Source organism: Brenneria goodwinii, from assembly GCF_002291445.1.
Taxonomy (GTDB): Bacteria; Pseudomonadota; Gammaproteobacteria; order Enterobacterales; family Enterobacteriaceae; genus Brenneria; species Brenneria goodwinii.
In genome coordinates this window covers 749,271-766,405 of sequence record NZ_CP014137.1, presented here as the reverse complement: position 1 = coordinate 766,405, position 17,135 = coordinate 749,271, and the positions used below count along the sequence as shown (strand labels likewise).

The 17,135-nt window shown below is 54.1% G+C and carries 14 protein-coding genes; 4 read left to right on the top strand and 10 right to left on the bottom strand.

What is annotated here, in order from left to right:
• The first annotated feature begins 69 nt into the window (after positions 1–69).
• Both ACN28R_RS03450 and ACN28R_RS03445 read left to right on the top strand, forming a co-directional pair.
• Positions 70–675: a TetR/AcrR family transcriptional regulator gene (locus tag ACN28R_RS03450; RefSeq protein WP_095833588.1), complete on the top strand. Its 606-nt coding sequence runs from the start codon at positions 70–72 to the stop codon at positions 673–675.
• The gene (locus tag ACN28R_RS03445) at positions 668–1,855 is read left to right on the top strand and encodes a multidrug effflux MFS transporter (protein WP_095833587.1); all 1,188 of its coding nucleotides are present in this window, start codon (positions 668–670) and stop codon (positions 1,853–1,855) included. Before ACN28R_RS03450 ends, ACN28R_RS03445 begins: the two co-directional genes overlap by 8 nt.
• 552 nt (positions 1,856–2,407) lie before the next feature.
• Here ACN28R_RS03445 and fdhE read toward each other — a convergent pair.
• The 5 genes from fdhE to ACN28R_RS03420 form a co-directional block, all read right to left on the bottom strand.
• Entirely contained in the window at positions 2,408–3,334 is a 927-nt protein-coding gene (fdhE, locus tag ACN28R_RS03440) for a formate dehydrogenase accessory protein FdhE (RefSeq protein ID WP_095833585.1), read from the bottom strand.
• A complete protein-coding gene (gene fdoI, locus ACN28R_RS03435) occupies positions 3,334–3,969 on the bottom strand; it encodes a formate dehydrogenase cytochrome b556 subunit (protein ID WP_048638145.1) in 636 nt (211 codons plus the stop codon). Before fdoI ends, fdhE begins: the two co-directional genes overlap by 1 nt.
• A complete protein-coding gene (gene fdxH / locus ACN28R_RS03430) occupies positions 3,956–4,873 on the bottom strand; it encodes a formate dehydrogenase subunit beta (protein WP_095833584.1) in 918 nt (305 codons plus the stop codon). The genes fdoI and fdxH overlap by 14 nt, the downstream gene beginning before the upstream one ends.
• Positions 4,874–4,885: 12 nt before the next feature.
• A complete protein-coding gene (fdnG, locus tag ACN28R_RS03425) occupies positions 4,886–7,933 on the bottom strand; it encodes a formate dehydrogenase-N subunit alpha (RefSeq protein WP_072065857.1) in 3,048 nt (1,015 codons plus the stop codon).
• A 533-nt stretch (positions 7,934–8,466) separates the two neighbouring features.
• A complete protein-coding gene (locus tag ACN28R_RS03420; RefSeq protein ID WP_095833582.1) occupies positions 8,467–9,192 on the bottom strand; it encodes a glutamine amidotransferase in 726 nt (241 codons plus the stop codon).
• 304 nt (positions 9,193–9,496) lie between these two features.
• On the opposite strand from ACN28R_RS03420, the gene ACN28R_RS03415 reads away from it, so the two are divergent.
• Both ACN28R_RS03415 and ACN28R_RS03410 read left to right on the top strand, forming a co-directional pair.
• Complete coding sequence (locus ACN28R_RS03415; protein ID WP_048638141.1) at positions 9,497–9,976, top strand: Hcp family type VI secretion system effector; 480 nt, start codon at positions 9,497–9,499, stop codon at positions 9,974–9,976.
• A 44-nt stretch (positions 9,977–10,020) separates the two neighbouring features.
• On the top strand, positions 10,021–10,446 hold the full coding sequence (locus ACN28R_RS03410) for a DUF2778 domain-containing protein (RefSeq protein ID WP_236840177.1): 426 nt from the start codon (positions 10,021–10,023) through the stop codon (positions 10,444–10,446).
• A gap of 314 nt (positions 10,447–10,760) precedes the next feature.
• Here the strand turns inward: ACN28R_RS03410 and ACN28R_RS03405 are convergent, their stop codons facing one another.
• The 5 genes from ACN28R_RS03405 to hypE all read right to left on the bottom strand — a co-directional run bounded on the left by ACN28R_RS03405 (position 10,761) and on the right by hypE (position 17,102).
• A complete protein-coding gene (locus ACN28R_RS03405) occupies positions 10,761–11,390 on the bottom strand; it encodes an NAD(P)H-binding protein (RefSeq protein WP_095833580.1) in 630 nt (209 codons plus the stop codon).
• Positions 11,387–11,881, bottom strand: coding sequence for a heme utilization cystosolic carrier protein HutX (hutX, locus tag ACN28R_RS03400; protein ID WP_095833579.1), 495 nt, complete (start codon positions 11,879–11,881; stop codon positions 11,387–11,389). The genes ACN28R_RS03405 and hutX overlap by 4 nt, the downstream gene beginning before the upstream one ends.
• 14 nt (positions 11,882–11,895) lie before the next feature.
• Positions 11,896–13,209, bottom strand: coding sequence for a heme anaerobic degradation radical SAM methyltransferase ChuW/HutW (gene hutW / locus ACN28R_RS03395; protein WP_095833578.1), 1,314 nt, complete (start codon positions 13,207–13,209; stop codon positions 11,896–11,898).
• A 379-nt stretch (positions 13,210–13,588) separates the two neighbouring features.
• Positions 13,589–15,910, bottom strand: a complete 2,322-nt coding sequence (hypF, locus tag ACN28R_RS03390; protein WP_095835714.1) for a carbamoyltransferase HypF — start codon at positions 15,908–15,910, stop codon at positions 13,589–13,591.
• Between the two features lie 175 nt (positions 15,911–16,085).
• Entirely contained in the window at positions 16,086–17,102 is a 1,017-nt protein-coding gene (gene hypE, locus ACN28R_RS03385) for a hydrogenase expression/formation protein HypE (protein ID WP_269467070.1), read from the bottom strand.
• Between the last annotated feature and the right edge of the window lie 33 nt (positions 17,103–17,135).

Here is a 17,135-nt window from a genome sequence, read left to right as displayed (position 1 = left end):
ATAAACTCTTCCGACAAGATTGAGTAAGGTTTTTGTTAAGGTGAGCGTCTTAAAGTTAAAGGAGGAAACGTGCAGCAAACCATCACTAAATCGGCACGAATAAACGCACGGCGCGACCAGATCATTTCGGCGGCGCGCTTTTGTTTTCGCCGTTCAGGATTTCATGGCGCCGGTATGGCGCAAATCGCGTCGCACGCCCGGCTCAGCGTAGGGCAGATATACCGTTATTTCGCCAATAAAGATGCCGTTATTGAAGAAATTGTCAGCCAAATCGTCAACAACCGACTACAACTTATCAAATTAACTACCGATCATCCGGTGAAAATGGCGAAAATACTGGCGGAACGCAGATTGGTGGGTGATGAAAAAACCCGCGAAGACGATCATGCGCTGATGCTGGAAGTCACGGCCGAAGCAACCCGAAATCCTCGCGTCGCGGCGCTCCTACAGGAAGCCGACAACAAGCTCTTCCAGCAGGCCGCCACAATGTTACAGCAACAATATCCCCTGTTAAGCGCGCCGCAAGTCGCCGCTCTCGTTGAGCTGATGGCGGTTTTGAATGAAGGCACGGCGTTTCGCTCGCTGACCAGTCAGAAAGCCTCGCCTGATGTGCTAAACCAGCTTTATCAGCATATTTTCCATCACATATTTTCTGAAACCACAACCCATGAATAACGCTATGCAACCATCTCGTTTAGGTTATGCACTGATACTGGGACTCCTAGCCACGCTGGGTCCCCTGTGTACCGATCTCTATCTCCCCGCGCTGCCGGAATTGGCCACGGAATTATCAACCACCACCGCCGCGGCGCAGTTAAGCCTGACCGCCGGTCTGCTAGGGCTGGGCATTGGCCAACTGATTTTTGGTCCGCTGAGCGACAAGCTGGGGCGCCGCTGGCCGTTGTTGTTTTCCCTGTTTATCTTACTGGCGGCTTCGGTTTGGTGCGCGTTGGCGCAAGACATCAACCATCTGGTCGCGGCGCGGATTCTTCAAGGTCTGGCCGGCGCCGGCGGCGCCGTACTATCCCGGGCGATCGCACGCGATCTCTATTCCGGCCACGATCTCACCCGCTTTTTCGCTTTACTGATGTTGATCAACGGCCTGGCGCCGATCGTCGCTCCCGTGATGGGCGGCGCGATGCTGACCCTCATGGATTGGCGGGGTATCTTCATTGCGTTGGCGGTAATCGCCGTTCTGTTACTGCTGCTTTCCGCCCTGCGCCTGCCCGAAACCCTCCCGCCGCAACGACGGGCGGCCGGCGGCGTGGGAACGCTGATTTTATCGGTAGGCGGCCTGCTGAAGCAGCGCCAGTTTATGGGACTTTGTCTGGCCCAGGGCTTCGCGGGCGCCGGCATGTTTGCCTATATCGGCGCATCCCCGTTCGTTTTGCAGGAAATCTATCACCTTAGCCCGCAAGCGTTCAGCATGTGCTTTGCCATCAACGGCGTGGGACTGATCTTTTCCGCGCAGATCGCCGCCTGGCTGAGCGGTCATGTGGGGGAAATGCCGATGCTTAAGGCCGGGCTGCTTATCGCCGGCATATCGGCGCTGCTATTACTGCTGGCGGCCGGCTTGCAGGCGTCGCTGATATGGCTGCTGATCCCGCTGTTCTTTACCATCATTATTATCGGTATCGTCGGCCCCAGCGCCTCGGCGTTGGCCATGCAGAGTCAGGGAGATAATGCGGGCAGCGCCTCGGCATTACTCGGCGTCAGCATGTTTACCCTGGGCGCCGTCAGCGTGCCGCTAACCGGTCTGTTCGGTACTTCCGCACTGTCCATGGCGCTGGTGATCGCCATCTGTTATGCGTTGGCCATCGGTTCGTTTGTGCTGCTGGTGAGCCGGACGAAGTAACAGGTTTGCGGCATAGACCCACCCCGCCCTCCCCTTCACAGGCTGTCTCTTATACACAAATGTAGAAGCTATGACGGGGTTTGCCGTTATCCGGCATAAGAAATTATGCTGAGGAGATAGCAGGCTTAGGATGAGCCGCACGGACGCGGCGAAAGCTTGCGCCACGTCGGACAAAAACGCCGGGAGCGTTTTTGAACAGCGCTTGCGCTGGCCCATTAGGGCGAGTCTCAGGGATGAGACGAGTATTCCGTGTCGCAAGCGGTCCGTTAAGCCTGATATCGACGAAGGCATCGCGCAGCGACATAATTTAGCCGCAAGCCGGGGTTCATAGGGGGCTGGCGTCTGAGCCCCCTATGTCGGGCGCGTGCTGCGAGGCAGAATGAAAATAGCGGCATTGTGGCGCACGAAACTATCTCCAAGTCCGCATAAAATGTGACTAAGAGACAGCTGACAAGGGGGAGGCTGGGTGGGGGTTATTAATGGCAACGTGCCGAACGTTGTCATCAAGGTTTATAAAACGGCTTCCCCTTGATAGCTGCCGCCAGTTCGCAATCAGGCCGCGCTTTCCGGGAACAGGAACGGGTTGATGCTGCTGCGGGAAAAGCCCTCTTCCTCCATTTTCACGTCCAGCACCAGCGACGCCAGATCGTCGGCTACCGCCTCAACCCGGTGATCTTTTTCCTGGTACAGGATTTTCAAATAGGTGCCGCAGTTGCCGCAGCTTTCCGCTTTAATGGCCGCATTTTCGCTGTCCAGCGACCAGTAGTTTAGATCGCCCGATTCCTCACAGTTGCTGCATTTCACCCGCACCATATGCCACTCGCTTTCACACAGGTTGCAGTGCAGGTAGCGCAGCCCGCTGCTGGCGCCGAGCTGGACTACGCCGGAGACCGGCATACTGCCGCACACCGGGCAAAACTGGCGGTGTTCGCCGGGTTCCGCCCGCGCCTTACCGGGGATCTGGCTGGCCATCTGCGCCCAGAATAACGACAGCGCGGCCCAGATAAACGGAGCCTTATCGTTAATTTCGGCGCTGAACTCATGGTTAAACAGCGCGGTCGCCATGGTTTCCAGCTCTTGCGCCGACGACTTTTCCAGATTTTCCAGCGTCGCCAACACCTGCCCGTCCGCTTCCGGTTTAAGTTCTTCGATCAGTGCGCGCAGCAAGGTGTGCCAGTGGGTATCCCGGGGAAATACCGCAATATCCAGCGGAGGACGATTGCCCGCCTGCTTTAATACCTCGGACAGGTCCATCTGCAACGGATGATCGTGCAGCACTTTCTGCTGCGCTTCCACCACGGTAGCGGCAAACGTCAGGTAGTCACCCAACGGATGATCCTGCGCCAACTGACGCAGACGCTCGGCGCGGCTGCTGTACAAACTTTTTAAGTTAGCAAAAAGCAACGGTGGGATATGCCCCACCGATGCCGATTGTTCATTCTTTTCTAACTGTTCCTGAGGAACAATACGGATACTCATCAGGGTTGTTTTTCCTGTTGTTTACGTTGTAGCTCACGATACCAGCGCGGATGATGTTTCTTCGCCCAGGCGGTTGACACCCAACCTTCCACCATGGCGGTAATCGTTCCTTTCACCCACAATGCCGCATAGACATGCACCATGATAACGAGGATAAGCCCAATCGCCGCCAGCGAATGAACCAATAAAGCCAGGCGGATAACGGGAATGGGGAAGGCATCGGCAAAATAAGGCCGCCACATAACCACTCCGCTCGCCAGTAATAATACGAGGCTGATAATCGCTAACCAGAATACGCACTTCTGACCGAAATTATACCTGCCTGTGTCGCCGACTTCCTCATTTCTGGCGATTTTATGAATATTTTTAGCCCATTCGATATCATCGCGGTTAATCAGATTGTGTTTCCAGTAGCGGAAAAACATCAGCAAAAAGGCCACAAACATCACTACGCCGACAAACGGATGCAGGATCCGCGCCAGCTGCGGCGTTCCCAGAATATTCATCATCCAGTTGAGCGATGGAAAGAAAAAGCCTAATCCACTGATGGCGGCAAATACGAAACAGAAAGCCACAATCCAGTGATTAATGCGCTCCGGCGCGCTATAGCGCTGAATCCGATTACTCTTTTTCATGTTGCTTATCCTCATGATGCGCTTTATCCGCCTCCTCTTCGTCGTCTTCTTCGACACGATTCGGGCCTACGCCGACATAGTGGAATACGCTGGCGGCGAATGTCGCGGCAAAACCGATGGCCGCCAGCGGTTTCCAGATGCCTTTCCAGAAAGCCACCGTCGGACTGATGGTGGGGTTATCCGGCAGACCGTGATAAAGCTGGGGCTTATCCGCATGATGTAAGACATACATGACGTGCGTGCCGCCGACGCCCGCCGGATCGTACAACCCGGCGTTATCATAGCCACGGCCGTTAAGCTCGGTAACGCGCTCCGCCGCCAGATCTTTCATCGCCTCTTTGGTGCCGAAATGAATCGCCCCGGTCGGACAGGTTTTAACGCAGGCCGGCTCCTGTCCTACCACGACGCGGTCCACGCACAGCGTGCATTTGTAGACGCGATTGTCCTGTTTATTCATGCGCGGCACGTCAAACGGGCAGCCCGCAATGCAGTAGCCGCAGCCAATACAGTGTTCGGACTGAAAATCGACGATGCCGTTGGCGTACTGAATGATGGCGCCCTCCGACGGGCAGGCTTTCAGACAGCCCGGATCGGCGCAGTGCATACAGCCGTCCTTGCGGATCAGCCACTCCAGTTTGCCCTGCTCTTCCACTTCGGAAAAACGCATGACCGTCCAGGATTTGGCGGTTAAATCCGTCGGGTTATCGTACACGCCGACGTTATGCCCCACCTCATCGCGAATATCGTTCCACTCCGAACAGGCGACCTGACAGGCTTTACAGCCGATACAGGTGGTAACGTCGATCAGCTTGGCGACTTCCTGCTGGTGATCGCGGGCCTGCGGCGGCGGCGTCAGCGAGTTGGTGGCGGAACGACGGATAACATCTTGTGATTGCATGGCCATAATCTTTCTCCGCTACGCCTTTTCTACATTCACCAGGAACGCCTTGTATTCCGGCGTTTGGGTATTGGCATCACCGACATGGGGCGTCAGGATGTTAGCCAGAAATCCTTTCTGCGTGGTGCCTTCAAACCCCCAATGACAGGGTACGCCGATGGTTTCCACCGGCTGGCCTTCGATCGTCAGCGTGCGGATACGTTTGGTGACGACGGCTTTGGCCTTGATATAGCCGCGTTTGCTGCTGAGCTTTACCATGTCGCCGGCGCGGATGCCTTTCTGCTCGGCCAGCGACTCGCCGATTTCGACAAACTGCTCCGGCTGCGCAATCGCATTCAGCCGCGCATGTTTCGTCCAGTGGCGAAACAGTTCGGTAATCGAATAGGTGGTCGCCACGTAGGGAAACTCAGACGCCGCGCCCATGCGTTGCCGATCGGCGTCATACAGGCGGGCGGCCGGATTAAAGCGCGTATTTTCATGCAGCGGACTTTTCGCCAGCGGCGATTCGACGGGTTCGTAGTGTTCCGGGAACGGGCCGTCGGTCAACTTATCGATAGCGAACAGACGCCCCATACCTTCCGCCTGCAAAATGAAAGGCCCGACGCCGCTGCCCGGCGCGGCATTGCCGTAATCGGGAACATCGATACCCTGCCAGCGCTGTCCGTCCCAGCGGAGAATTTCCCGTTTGGGATCCCAGGGGTTGCCCTGCTCATCGGCAGAGGCGCGGTTGTAAAGAATGCGGCGGTTTTGCGGCCAGGCCCAGGCCCATCCCAGGGTACTGCCCAAACCGGACGGATCGGCGTTGTCGCGCCGCGCCATCTGGTTGCCCTGCTCGGTCCAGCAGCCGGTATACACCCAGCAGAAGCTGGCGGTGGTGCCGTCATCACGCAATTGCGAAAAGTCGGACAGCAGTTGCCCTTTCTTCAGCACCAGCGCGCCCTGGTCGTCGTAAATATCCGCCAGCGCGTAGCCATTGCCTTCTCTCGCCACTTCTTCAGGCGACGGATCTTCAGGATTAAGGTAATTCCACGCCATATTGAGCACCGGTTCTGGGTTGGCGCCCCCTTCTTTGGCGTACATTTCCCGCAGGCGCAGGAAAATCCCGGCCAGAATGATACCGTCGTGCAGGGCTTCCGCCGGTGGCTCCGCGCCTTTAAAGTGCCATTGCAGCCAGCGGCCGGAGTTGACAATCGAGCCATTTTCTTCGGCAAAACAGCTGGACGGCAGACGGAAGACTTCCGTTTGAATACTGGCGCTGTCCACTTCGTTAAGTTCACCGTGGTTTTGCCAGAAATTGGAGGTTTCCGTCGCCAGCGGATCGATGATGACCAAAAACTTCAGTTTTTTCAGCGCATCACGGGCTTTATTGGAATCGGCAAATGCGGCTATCGGGTTAAAACCCTGGGCGATATAACCGTTAACCTTGCCTTCAATCATCATCTGCGTGTAGTGCAGCGCGTCATAGCTTTGATCCCATTTGGGCAGCCAGTCGAATCCCCAGTCGTTTTCTTTCTGCGCCTTATCGCCGTAAAAGCTCTTCATCATGCTGATAAAGAATTTGGGCGTGTTCTTCCAGTAGTTCACCTGATCGGGAAGCAGGGCTTTCGGCGTAATCTGGCTTAAATAGTCTTGCAGCGTGGTCTGTTTTTCCGACGGTAAATCCATATAGCCCGGCAACCGTAAAGAGAGCAGCCCGAGATCGGTATAGCCCTGAATATTGGAGTGCCCGCGCAGGGCGTTGACGCCGCCGCCCACCATGCCGATATTGCCCAGCAGAAGCTGAATCATCCCCGCGGCGCGGATCATCTGGGAGCCGGTGGTATGTTGCGTCCAACCGAGCGCATACAGGAACGTGGCGGTTCTGTCCGGCACGCAGGTCGATGCCAGAATGTCGCAGATGGTCAGAAAGTCTTCCTTCGGCGTGCCGCAGATGCTGGCGACCACATCCGGCGTATAGCGGCTGACGTGCTGCTTCAGCTGATTCCAGACGCACCTGGGGTGGCTCAGCGTGACGTCGCGTTTGGCGAAACCATTTTCGTCCAGATCATACTGCCACGAGGCGCGCTCATATTTACGCCCCTGGGGATCATAGCCGCTGAAAATACCGTCCTCAAAGGTGTAGTCCTCCCGTACCAATAGGCTGGCATTGGTATAGGACATGACATATTCCATCTGCACTTTGTTGTTGCTGAGCAGATACTGGATCACTCCCAGCAGAAATGCGATATCCGATCCCGCCCGGATAGGCGCGTAAAGATCGGCAACCGACGCGGTACGATTGAAACGCGGATCGACCACGATCAGCTTGGCGCCATTTTTGATTTTGGCTTCAATCACCCATTTAAAACCGACGGGGTGCGCCTCAGCAGGGTTTCCCCCCATAACGATCACCACATTGGCGTTTTTAATATCGACCCAGTTATTGGTCATCGCCCCGCGGCCAAATGTCGGCGCCAGCGCCGATACGCTGGGGGCATGGCACAACCGCGCCTGGGTATCGATTCCCAGCATACCCAACGCACGGGTAAAACGCTGATCCAACATCCCGGTTTCATTACTGGCCGCCGACGAACAGAGCATCCCTGTCGTCAGCCAGCGGTTAACCGTTACGCCCGCGCTGTTCTTTTCAACGAAATTGGCGTCCCGGTCGGTCTTCATTAAGCGCGCAATGCGATCGAACGCTTCCGACCAACTGATACGTTGCCATTTATCCGAACCCGGCGCCCGATATTCAGGATATTTAAGGCGCTGATCGCTATGGATATAATCAATCAATCCGGCGCCTTTCGGACACAGCGAGCCGCGGCTTACCGGATGGTCCGGATCCCCTTCGATATGGAATATCGACGGCTTGGCGTTTTTGGCGCCGTCGCCCAGGCTATACATTAAAATTCCGCACCCGACGGAACAGTAGGTGCAGTTATTACGCGTTTCTTTCGCTCGCAATAGCTTATATTGTCGGGTTTCCGCCAGCGCGGCCGTCGGGGAAAAACCCAGGGCGGTGACCGTGGTGCCGGCCATCCCCCCCGCGCAAATTCTAAAAAATTGTCGTCTGCTGACCTGCATGGATAACTCCTCGCACCACATTGCTCACATAAAATCGTGGTGAAACTTTTCTGTCTTTTTTATAGAAAGGAATATTGGCTAACGTAAAACCACATTAATAATAATGTATTATGCGAAGAAAAATTAAAACCTCAAATATTTATCTTATTAATAACATTTGAATCACAAAAAAAGATAAAACCGCTCACTTAATAGCCAAAAAAGCAACAATTCAAGAATGATATTTATTCTCATTTTCCTCTTAACGCATTGTCGCTATGTTATTTTTTATATAACGGTTGAACGCCTTTCTTTATTTTTCTTCATTAAATAAATAAAACGATTCGGCTATTAACCAAGGTATGAAACGGAGAAAGAATAAACAGATACGGATTATCCATATTGAATAGCGGCGCGCTTTGCGACTCTATGCGGCGGGTTTTCTTTAAGGAAAAAAATATCAGTCGGGAATGATCAATGATAAAGCTGCTGTTGCTATTAATAACGCTAACCATGCAAATCAGCGCGGCCGCCGCTTCGTCAGCTCACTCAGTCTACCGGGTGGCGTATTGCTGAATAAAATCCAGCAGAATTTTTCTGGCCCAGCGTGGTTCTTCCGTGAGTTGCGCCATCATCCGATCGACATCAAACCCTAACTGCCGCATCCGCGCTTCATTGCGCCGTAAACAGGCCGACATGATGTTCGCATTAAATTCCGGATGAAACTGTACGCTTAACACATTGTCGCTGTAGCGAATGATCTGGCAGCGGTCAATCTGCGAACTGGCCAACACCTGTGCGCCCGCCGGCGGAACCAGCACCGACTGGCGGTGACTAAGATAAGCCTGAAATTGTTCCGGATGCTGTTGCAGCCAACCGATGTTTTCCGCTTCGCGATTCAATGTTACCGTTTGCAGCCCCATTTCGGCGCCGTTGGGATTATCGCCCACCGTACCGCCCAAGGCATGAGAAAGTAGCTGGTGTCCGTAACAAACTCCCAGCATCGGCACATCGGCGTAAAACGCTTCACGCAGCCAGCCGGCGGTATACTCGCTCCAGTCCAGCCTATCGGTCACCATCGACCAGGAGCCGGAAATAATCACCGCCGACAGTTGATCGAACGGCGGCAGCGGCTGTCCGAGATCCGGCCGAATCACCCGCAGTTCATGCGTTCCATCCGGCAGCGTATCCGCAAACCATTTCCCCTGCGGCCCAACCTGAGAAGCAATATCTTCCGGCGGTTCACCCATCTGAATAACCAGTAATACCTTTGTACTCATGCTCTTGCTCTACCCCACACCGATGAGTGATTAACAAAAAAACCAGGCTTAAATACCCAAGAGAAACCTGTTTGTCTTTGTTATTATTAATTCAAATTAATACACATATCAATGATTTCACTTATTATTTTTTTAGAATTAAATAGTTATCAATATTCTTAATTAAATTAGAGGTTATTTTTAAATGGATGCATAATAAATAAATCCCTACCAAAAAATCTTTCATTAATTTTATTTATTAGCTTGCTTTCGCCATTAAATAGATAATAAAATCATTAAGTGTCTAATATCAGGAAGATATAAAATGGCAGTCCCCGCATATTTATGGTTAAAAGATAATAGCGGCGCAGCAATCAAAGGCGCTGTCGAAGTTCTGGGCCGTGAAGGCAGTATTGAAGTTTTAAGTTTCGGCCATAATCTCCGTATCCCCGTCGATGGAAATACAGGAAAACTAACATCTACACGCATCCACTCTCCGATGTTTATTGAAAAGGAGTTTGAACGTTCATCACCATTCCTTTATAAATTCGTGGCGACAGGATGCACGTTGCAATCTGCCGAGATAAAATGGTATCAAATCAATCGCGCCGGACATGAAACCGAATACTTCAACATGTTATTAGAAAACGTTAAAATTGTTTCTATCTCTCCAGGAATGCACAATTGTAAAGATCCCGCGCTGCATCACCAGAATCATATTGAAACCATAGAGTTGAGGTATGAAAAAATCACCTGGAAACATTGCGATGGAAATATAATTTTTTCTGATTCATGGAATGAGTAATAACATATATGTTGAATTTCACATTTACTCTCAATAGTAAACCGATGTCCGAACTGGTTTGTGGCGCTTATCGATTCCAGGCCTTTTCCGGTGATGGCCCGTATATCAATAAAAGAAACTACTCTTGCATGAAAGATATCGGCGCATTACCTCCTGGTGACTATCTGATTGTCGATCGTCCATGGGGCGGGCCGCGATCTATTGTATACGGTGCAGCCAAATTGAAGTTTCTATGGTTTGCCCTGTACCGAATAGATAATAGTATAGATGATTACACTTGGTGTAATGGTGTTGAGCGTGGAAATTTTCGCTTACATCCACAGGTCACCGTACGAGGACGTTCCTTTGGTTGTATTACGCTTCCCAATAACACGCATTTTATGATGTTAAGAAGTTTACTACTTTCACACGGTAAGTCTTTATATCATGGTTCTAACATCGAAACTTATGGGATGCTCTCTGTAATATGAAAAAATGGATTAAGTTCTTTATTGTATGGTTGATACTAACTATTGTTATATCCAATATATTTTATTTTCTCAGAATCCAACTATGGACCGACCATATTGATGAAATGATTAATAACTATATCACAAAACATGCCAGAACACAGGAAGATGTCGCGGATATCGTTTCCAACATCTACTTTTTTATATTTATAATTCCCTGCGCCGTAATAGCCTACTTTGCTACCGTTTATTCTGCCAACAAATCTAAAAATGCCAATAAGGAGAATAGCGAGCCGCCATCAGCACGCTGAAGGAAAATCATATCAAGGGCTACGCTATGGCATCAGCGGCAGTTCGAGATCGGGATCGATCAGACTGTAGATTTGATTGCCGAATACCGGCTGTTGTAAAAGACGATCGACGGTCAGCGCCACATCCTGGCGGGAGACCAACCCTAACACGGCATCCCCCTGCGTCAGCCGCGCGTTATGCGTGGCGACAACGTCCAGCAATCCGCCCGGCCGGACGATGCAATAATCCAGGGTGCTGGTCTGCAACCAGCTTTCCGCCAGCGACTTCTCCCGTACCGCCAGGCCAAAGGCGGCCTTGGCGCGCGGCGACAGCAGCGGCCATTGTTCGCCGCAGCCCATGGACGTCACCAGCAGCATACGCTTTATGCCCGCCTGCTCGGCGCCGTCAATTACCACCCGGTGCCCCAGGTAGTTCACGTCGCCGCCGCCCATAGTGGACACCACGATCGCATCCTTGCCTGACAACCGGCAAGCCTTCGCGACGATATCCGCATCGCAGGCGTCGCCCTGCACCACGCTAACGCCCTGCGCGCGCCAACGCTCAGTTTGTTCGGCATCGCGCAGCACCACCACCACCGGTTGCTCACATTCAATGGCGCGCTGTAACAAACAGCCGCCAACGCCCTGACCTGCGCCAAAGAGTAGCCACGTCATACCTGCTCCGCCTGTAACTCAACCGCTAACGTATGGAACGCATCAACCTGTGTCGTTAGCAATTGGCGATGGCTATCCCGTCCGAGAAAGATTTTAAACATAGCATCTCCGCCGGCATTAAAAAACACCACAGATGCTGTGTCCATTCCCATGAACTTACGCTCAATAAACGCAATCTGCCGACAGTTTGTCGCGCGGATATGCCCGCTTAACCCATTCTTGCCGCGCAGATTAAAATAGCCATGGCGATGGGCGCCGCTTGGCAGCTCGCTTTTAAATTCCAGAATGGCGTCGGCCGTGTGGCTGATCAACGTCACTTCGCCCCAGCCGGTAATCGCGTCCCACACCTGATCAAACCGCTCGCCAGAAACCAACGTCCGCTGCGCCTCCGGCAGTGCCTTAACCACATTAAGCAGTGAGGTATCATACTGACTGGCGATCTCTTCCAGCGTGCCATCCGGCCCGGTTGCCAATAATTCATTCAATGTCATGGTTAAGTCTCCGGTTAGTGAGCGTGTTCTTCGGCATTAAGCTGAGGAATAATTTGTTGTAATGCCTGCATCAGGTTATTAGCCCAAAAACGGCCATCGTTGGTTAAACGCAGGCAGGTCGAGTCATCACAGGTTAGCCCGGCCTGATGCCACTGGCTCAGCAATGGCTGAAGCGCATCGGCGTGGCGGGTCAGTTGCGGCAGTTTGACCCGACCAACTTCGATCCCGGCCTGAAGCTGATGCTGCCAGGATCCGGTCGGACTGGCCGGCGTCATCATCATGATCGGTTTTTGCCCCTGATCCAGCATCTGGTAATAGCGCTCCAGACTGCGTTCCATCATATAGGCCTGACCGTTAAGGTTACCGCCCGCTCCGCTGCCCATCGCCAGACAGTCGGCGCCCTGTTTTATCAGCAGATTATACAGGTTGCGTTCACGGGTGGTTCTGGCCCAGTGGCTATTGCTTAGCTGATGCCAGCCGGCATCCGCCAGAAATGACGCGCCGCTGAGGTAAAAATCGCGGCGCGCGGTCACATCAGGCAAAACAACGCGCTGATTCTCGGCGGCCTTCGCCAGCGGCGTGGTGGGTAATAAATTCAGGGCGTAGAGATCGACCCCATCCAGCGGCAAATTACTGACAATATTCAGATCCTCCCGCCAGGTTTCCGGCGTTTGCCCCGGCAGGCCGAACATCAGATCGCAAACCACCGCCGCCCGATCGCGTTGACACAAACGCTCAAGAAAACGGATCGACTGCTGTTTATCCGAGGTGCGCGCCATCCGTTGACGAATACGGCTGTCAAAGGTCTGAATGCCGATGGAAAAGCGGTTCGCGCCCGCATCCAGCCAGGCATCGATGCGCTCATCATCGAAATCCAGCGCGCGGCCTTCAACCGTAATTTCACAGTCTGGCGCTAACGGCAGTGAATCGCGAATCGTCCTGATAATCAGGGCAAGCTCTTTGGCCGCCATCGCCGTTGGCGTACCGCCGCCAAAGTAGACGGCGTGTATCGGCGCCGACTGATGCAGCGGACTGGCCGCCTCCATCGCCAGTTCCTGCAGCAGATAACGGGTATAGATCGCCGTACTGTCGTCGCGCAATTTATTCTGATAAAAGCCGCAGAAGGTGCAATGCGTCGCGCAGAAAGGGATATGCAGATACAGCAGACGCTTGCGCGCAGGCAATGTTTGTTGCGTCAACGCCTGCCAGCCGGCAGGGATCTGTTCAGGCGACAGCGGCACATGATTGCGCCAGGGCATTGCCATACGCCGTGCGCCAAACGGCTGTTCACCTGGTTGAGCATAATAGGGCGTCAAGTCTATGTTCATTCATATCTATCCCGTCAAAAGCATTATTATAAATTAGATGATAATAATTTTTATTTATCAATACGGATGAATGCATGAATGGGACGCTTATTCGGTTATTGCCGCAAAAACGCGCTTTATTAACCAAATCATTAACCATAAAAGAAATAAGCATTGGGAGGATAATCGAATTTTTCTTTTATTTTCAATGCATTGAAAATAAAGGAATATCGATGTGTTATCAAAATGATACTAAAAGGCGCATCATTAAAGTTTATTCATTTTCAGAAAATAGACGCGACAGGTAAAAAGTAACGATGGTAAAAAATACCATTGATAAACAATTAATTAAAAGCAAATAAGTGCTACGTTCAACCGGTGAATAATTAATTATTCTTCATTAAATTAATGACAAACGTTCCGCCGCAATCAGCGCCTGTCCCAACGCCAGTCCGCCGTCGCCGGCGGGTAGCCTTTGCGATTGCAGTAGCGTGAATTCCTGCAGTTTTTGGTGCAGCAGATCGGTGAGCAGACGGTTATGCATCACGCCGCCGGACAGCACAATCGTATTGATGCCATAGCGCTGCGCCGCACATCGCGCCAGATCGGCAAAGCCCTGCGCCAGCGCATCGTGGAACGCATAGGCTTTCTCCGGCGGCGTTGCCCGGTAGTTCAACCACTGCCGCCAGAAAGTCGCCAGATCCAACCGGCCATCGGCCAGTAGCGGCAGCGTCACCGGCGGCTGACTGGATGGCTGATGCGCCAACAGTCGGCTGCGCCAAGCCAGCGATTCCAACCAGCAGGCCGCCTCCCCTTCCCAGCTTTGCGCGGCAGCGGGGAAGCCGGCCGCCGCCGCGACCGCATCGAACAAGCGACCGACGGAGGACGCCAGCGGCACATTAATACCTCGTTCAATCGCTTTACTGAGTAACTGAGATGAATCCGCCGGGATGGCTGTCGCCTCCGGTAATGACGCCCAATCGGGGACAAAACGTAGCCACTGCGCCAGCAGGTTGCGCCACGGCTGGCGCGCCGCCAGATCGCCGCCGGGTAAGGCGACGGCAGGCAATCCGCCAAGATGGCGACATTGGTGATAGTCCGCCAGCAAACACTCCCCGCCCCACCACTGCCCCTCGGCGCCAAACCCGATACCGTCCAGCGCCAGCCCGATCACCGGCCCGGCGTCACGCGGCCGCTGATGCTCCGCCAGACAAGAGACGATATGGGCGTGATGGTGCAAGACGTCGATACAGGGGATCTGCCGCTGTTCAGCCAGATGTTTCCCCAAACGATGGCTGATATAGCCGGGGTGCGCATCGACCACGATCGCACTGGGGGCAAAACGGTAAATATCCTCAAACAATGCAATGACCTGGCGGTATTGCTGTTCGATATCGCTATCCGCCAGATCGCCAAGGTGCTGACTGACAATGGCATGCTCATCACGCAGCAGACAAAAAGCGTTCTTCAGATCCGCACCGAGCGCCAGTAGCGCCGGCTGTTTGACAAATCCCGGCGGCAGCGGCAACGCGTCCGGCACATAGCCGCGGGCGCGTCGCAGCATCTCCGCCCGGTTTTTAAATAAACCGCATTCGCGCAGCCTGACCAGCGAGTCATCGGCGCGTTGCACGATTTCCCGATTGTGCATCAACCACAGATCGGCAATACCGCCAAGTTGCTCCGTTGCCTGTAAGTTGGTCAACGCCGGCGGTTTGCCGCTGGCATTACCCGAGGTCATCACCAGCGGACGCGCCACGTCTGCCAGCAACAAATGTTGCAGTGGATTGGCGGGCAGCATCAGCCCGATTTCAGACAGGCCGGGGGCGAGCGCCTCCGATAGCGGACCATCCTGACGCTGCGGCAGCAGCACAATCGGCGCCGCCGTACTTTTCAATAATCGCAACGCGGCGGGAAGATCCGCGGCGCCAGTACAGCGCTCAAGCCATCCGGCATCCGGCAGCATTACCGCCAGCGGCTTGCCGGGACGATGCTTGCGCTGACGCAGGCGCTGGACTGCCTGTGTATCGGTGGCGTCACACGCCAGATGAAAGCCGCCAATCCCTTTAATGGCTACGATTTTCCCGGCCAGCAATGCACGGGCGGCCTGATGAATGGCCTCATCGCCTTCAACCTGCCGGCCGGCGGCCGCATCCTCCAGCCAGACCTGCGGACCACACTGCGGGCAGGCGTTGGGCTGAGCATGGAAGCGGCGATCGGCGGGATGCTGATACTCCGCCAGACACTGCGGACACAAAGGAAAAACCGCCATCGAGGTAAACGGACGGTCATAGGGCATCTGGCGAATAATGGTAAAGCGGGGGCCGCAGTGGGTGCAGTTGATAAACGGGTAGCGATAGCGGCGATTAGCCGGATCGTTCAGTTCATGCAGACACTCATCACAGGTTGCGGCATCCGGCACCACCTGCGTATCCATCTGCCCCGCGCCGCTGTGTTCGATAACAAATGAGGACGGTGCGGATGTCCACTGCCACGGCTGGCGGACAATGCTGTCAATATGCGCCAGCGGCGGGCATAGGGCGGGCAGTTCAGCAATAAAGCGTTCAATATTTTCCGACTGGTAGAGATGAATCAGCACGCCGGCACCGTCATTGCTGACGTTACCGTACAATTCCAGCTTATGGGCCAGTTGCCAGACATAAGGCCGGAACCCCACCCCCTGCACTTTGCCTTTTATGCGGATCTGAACGCCGTTATGGTTCACGCTCACGAGGAAGATATCCTTGCCTGTTTAGACTGGTTTCTCTGTAAGTTCAGTGCTATTTCGAGCTTCGTGCGCGAAGAGAAAGGTATTTTTATCCCGTACCCAGCACACACTGGGATTCTTCACGGCCACTCACGTCATTCCCGCCTACGCGGGAATGACGTATCGGTGTAGCTCAGCAAATCCTCGGCATCGGCTCATTATGCGGTAAATCCAACAGGCGGGATGCGCCAAACACGCCGCACAGGCGGACCTGCGGTTTTTCCGTCACTACGCCAATGGTTGCCGCATCCCGGCCTAACGGATGCGATCGCAAAGCGGCCAACGCCGCGCTTTCCGCTTCGGCGGCCACCACCAGCACCAGCTTGCCCTCGTTGGCGAAGTTGAGCGCTTCCAACCCCAGTATTTCACAAATGCCGCGCACCGCTTGTTTCAGCGGCAAGTCGCTTTCGTTGATTTCCATACCGCAGCCGCTGGCCTGCGCATACTCATGCAGGATCGCCGTTACCCCGCCGCGCGTGGCGTCACGCAATGCCCGAACGCCGTCAATTTCACGCAGGGGAGCAATTAACGGCGCCAATACCGCGCAGTCGCTGGCGAGCGTCGCTTCCAGCCCCAGTTGCTCGCGCAGGTTAAGAATGGTCGCCCCATGATCGCCCAGCGTACCGCTGACGATAATCTTATCGCCCGGCCGGATCTCTGCCGTTCCCCAGTGGACTTCCGTCGGGATCACGCCAATCCCGGCGGTGTTGATAAAGAGCTTGTCGGCCGCGCCGCGCGGCACCACTTTGGTGTCGCCGGTGACGATCTGGATCCCGGCATCCCATGCGGTTTGCGCCATCGATGCCACGATACGCAGCAGATCGGCGCCGGCGAACCCCTCTTCAATGATAAAACCGCAAGAGAGATACTGCGGCGCGGCGCCGCTGACCGCGATGTCGTTTGCCGTACCGCATACCGCCAATTTACCGATATCGCCTCCGGGGAAAAATAGAGGATCGATAACGTAGCTGTCCGTGGTAAACGCCAGGCGATCGCCCTGCTGCGCCAACGCGGCAAGGGGTAATCTGGCCTGATCTTCCCGCTGCCCCAACAGTGGGTTGTCAAACGCCTGTAAAAACAGTTGTTCAATCAGTTGCTGCATCGCACGGCCGCCGCTGCCATGCGCCAGCGTAATCTCTTTTAGCTGTATTTCTTTTAAAGAAACCGCATTTGGCTGTATTGA

What these genes read in the sequence shown, in the direction of transcription:
- ACN28R_RS03445 (WP_095833587.1), top strand. Translation starts at nt 668, where the DNA reads ATGAATAACGCTATGCAACCATCTCGTTTAGGTTATGCACTGATACTG.
- fdhE (WP_095833585.1), bottom strand. Translation starts at nt 3,334, where the DNA reads ATGAGTATCCGTATTGTTCCTCAGGAACAGTTAGAAAAGAATGAACAA.
- fdoI (WP_048638145.1), bottom strand. Translation starts at nt 3,969, where the DNA reads ATGAAAAAGAGTAATCGGATTCAGCGCTATAGCGCGCCGGAGCGCATT.
- fdxH (WP_095833584.1), bottom strand. Translation starts at nt 4,873, where the DNA reads ATGGCCATGCAATCACAAGATGTTATCCGTCGTTCCGCCACCAACTCG.
- fdnG (WP_072065857.1), bottom strand. Translation starts at nt 7,933, where the DNA reads ATGCAGGTCAGCAGACGACAATTTTTTAGAATTTGCGCGGGGGGGATG.
- ACN28R_RS03420 (WP_095833582.1), bottom strand. Translation starts at nt 9,192, where the DNA reads ATGAGTACAAAGGTATTACTGGTTATTCAGATGGGTGAACCGCCGGAA.
- ACN28R_RS03415 (WP_048638141.1), top strand. Translation starts at nt 9,497, where the DNA reads ATGGCAGTCCCCGCATATTTATGGTTAAAAGATAATAGCGGCGCAGCA.
- ACN28R_RS03410 (WP_236840177.1), top strand. Translation starts at nt 10,021, where the DNA reads ATGTCCGAACTGGTTTGTGGCGCTTATCGATTCCAGGCCTTTTCCGGT.
- ACN28R_RS03405 (WP_095833580.1), bottom strand. Translation starts at nt 11,390, where the DNA reads ATGACGTGGCTACTCTTTGGCGCAGGTCAGGGCGTTGGCGGCTGTTTG.
- hutX (WP_095833579.1), bottom strand. Translation starts at nt 11,881, where the DNA reads ATGACATTGAATGAATTATTGGCAACCGGGCCGGATGGCACGCTGGAA.
- hutW (WP_095833578.1), bottom strand. Translation starts at nt 13,209, where the DNA reads ATGAACATAGACTTGACGCCCTATTATGCTCAACCAGGTGAACAGCCG.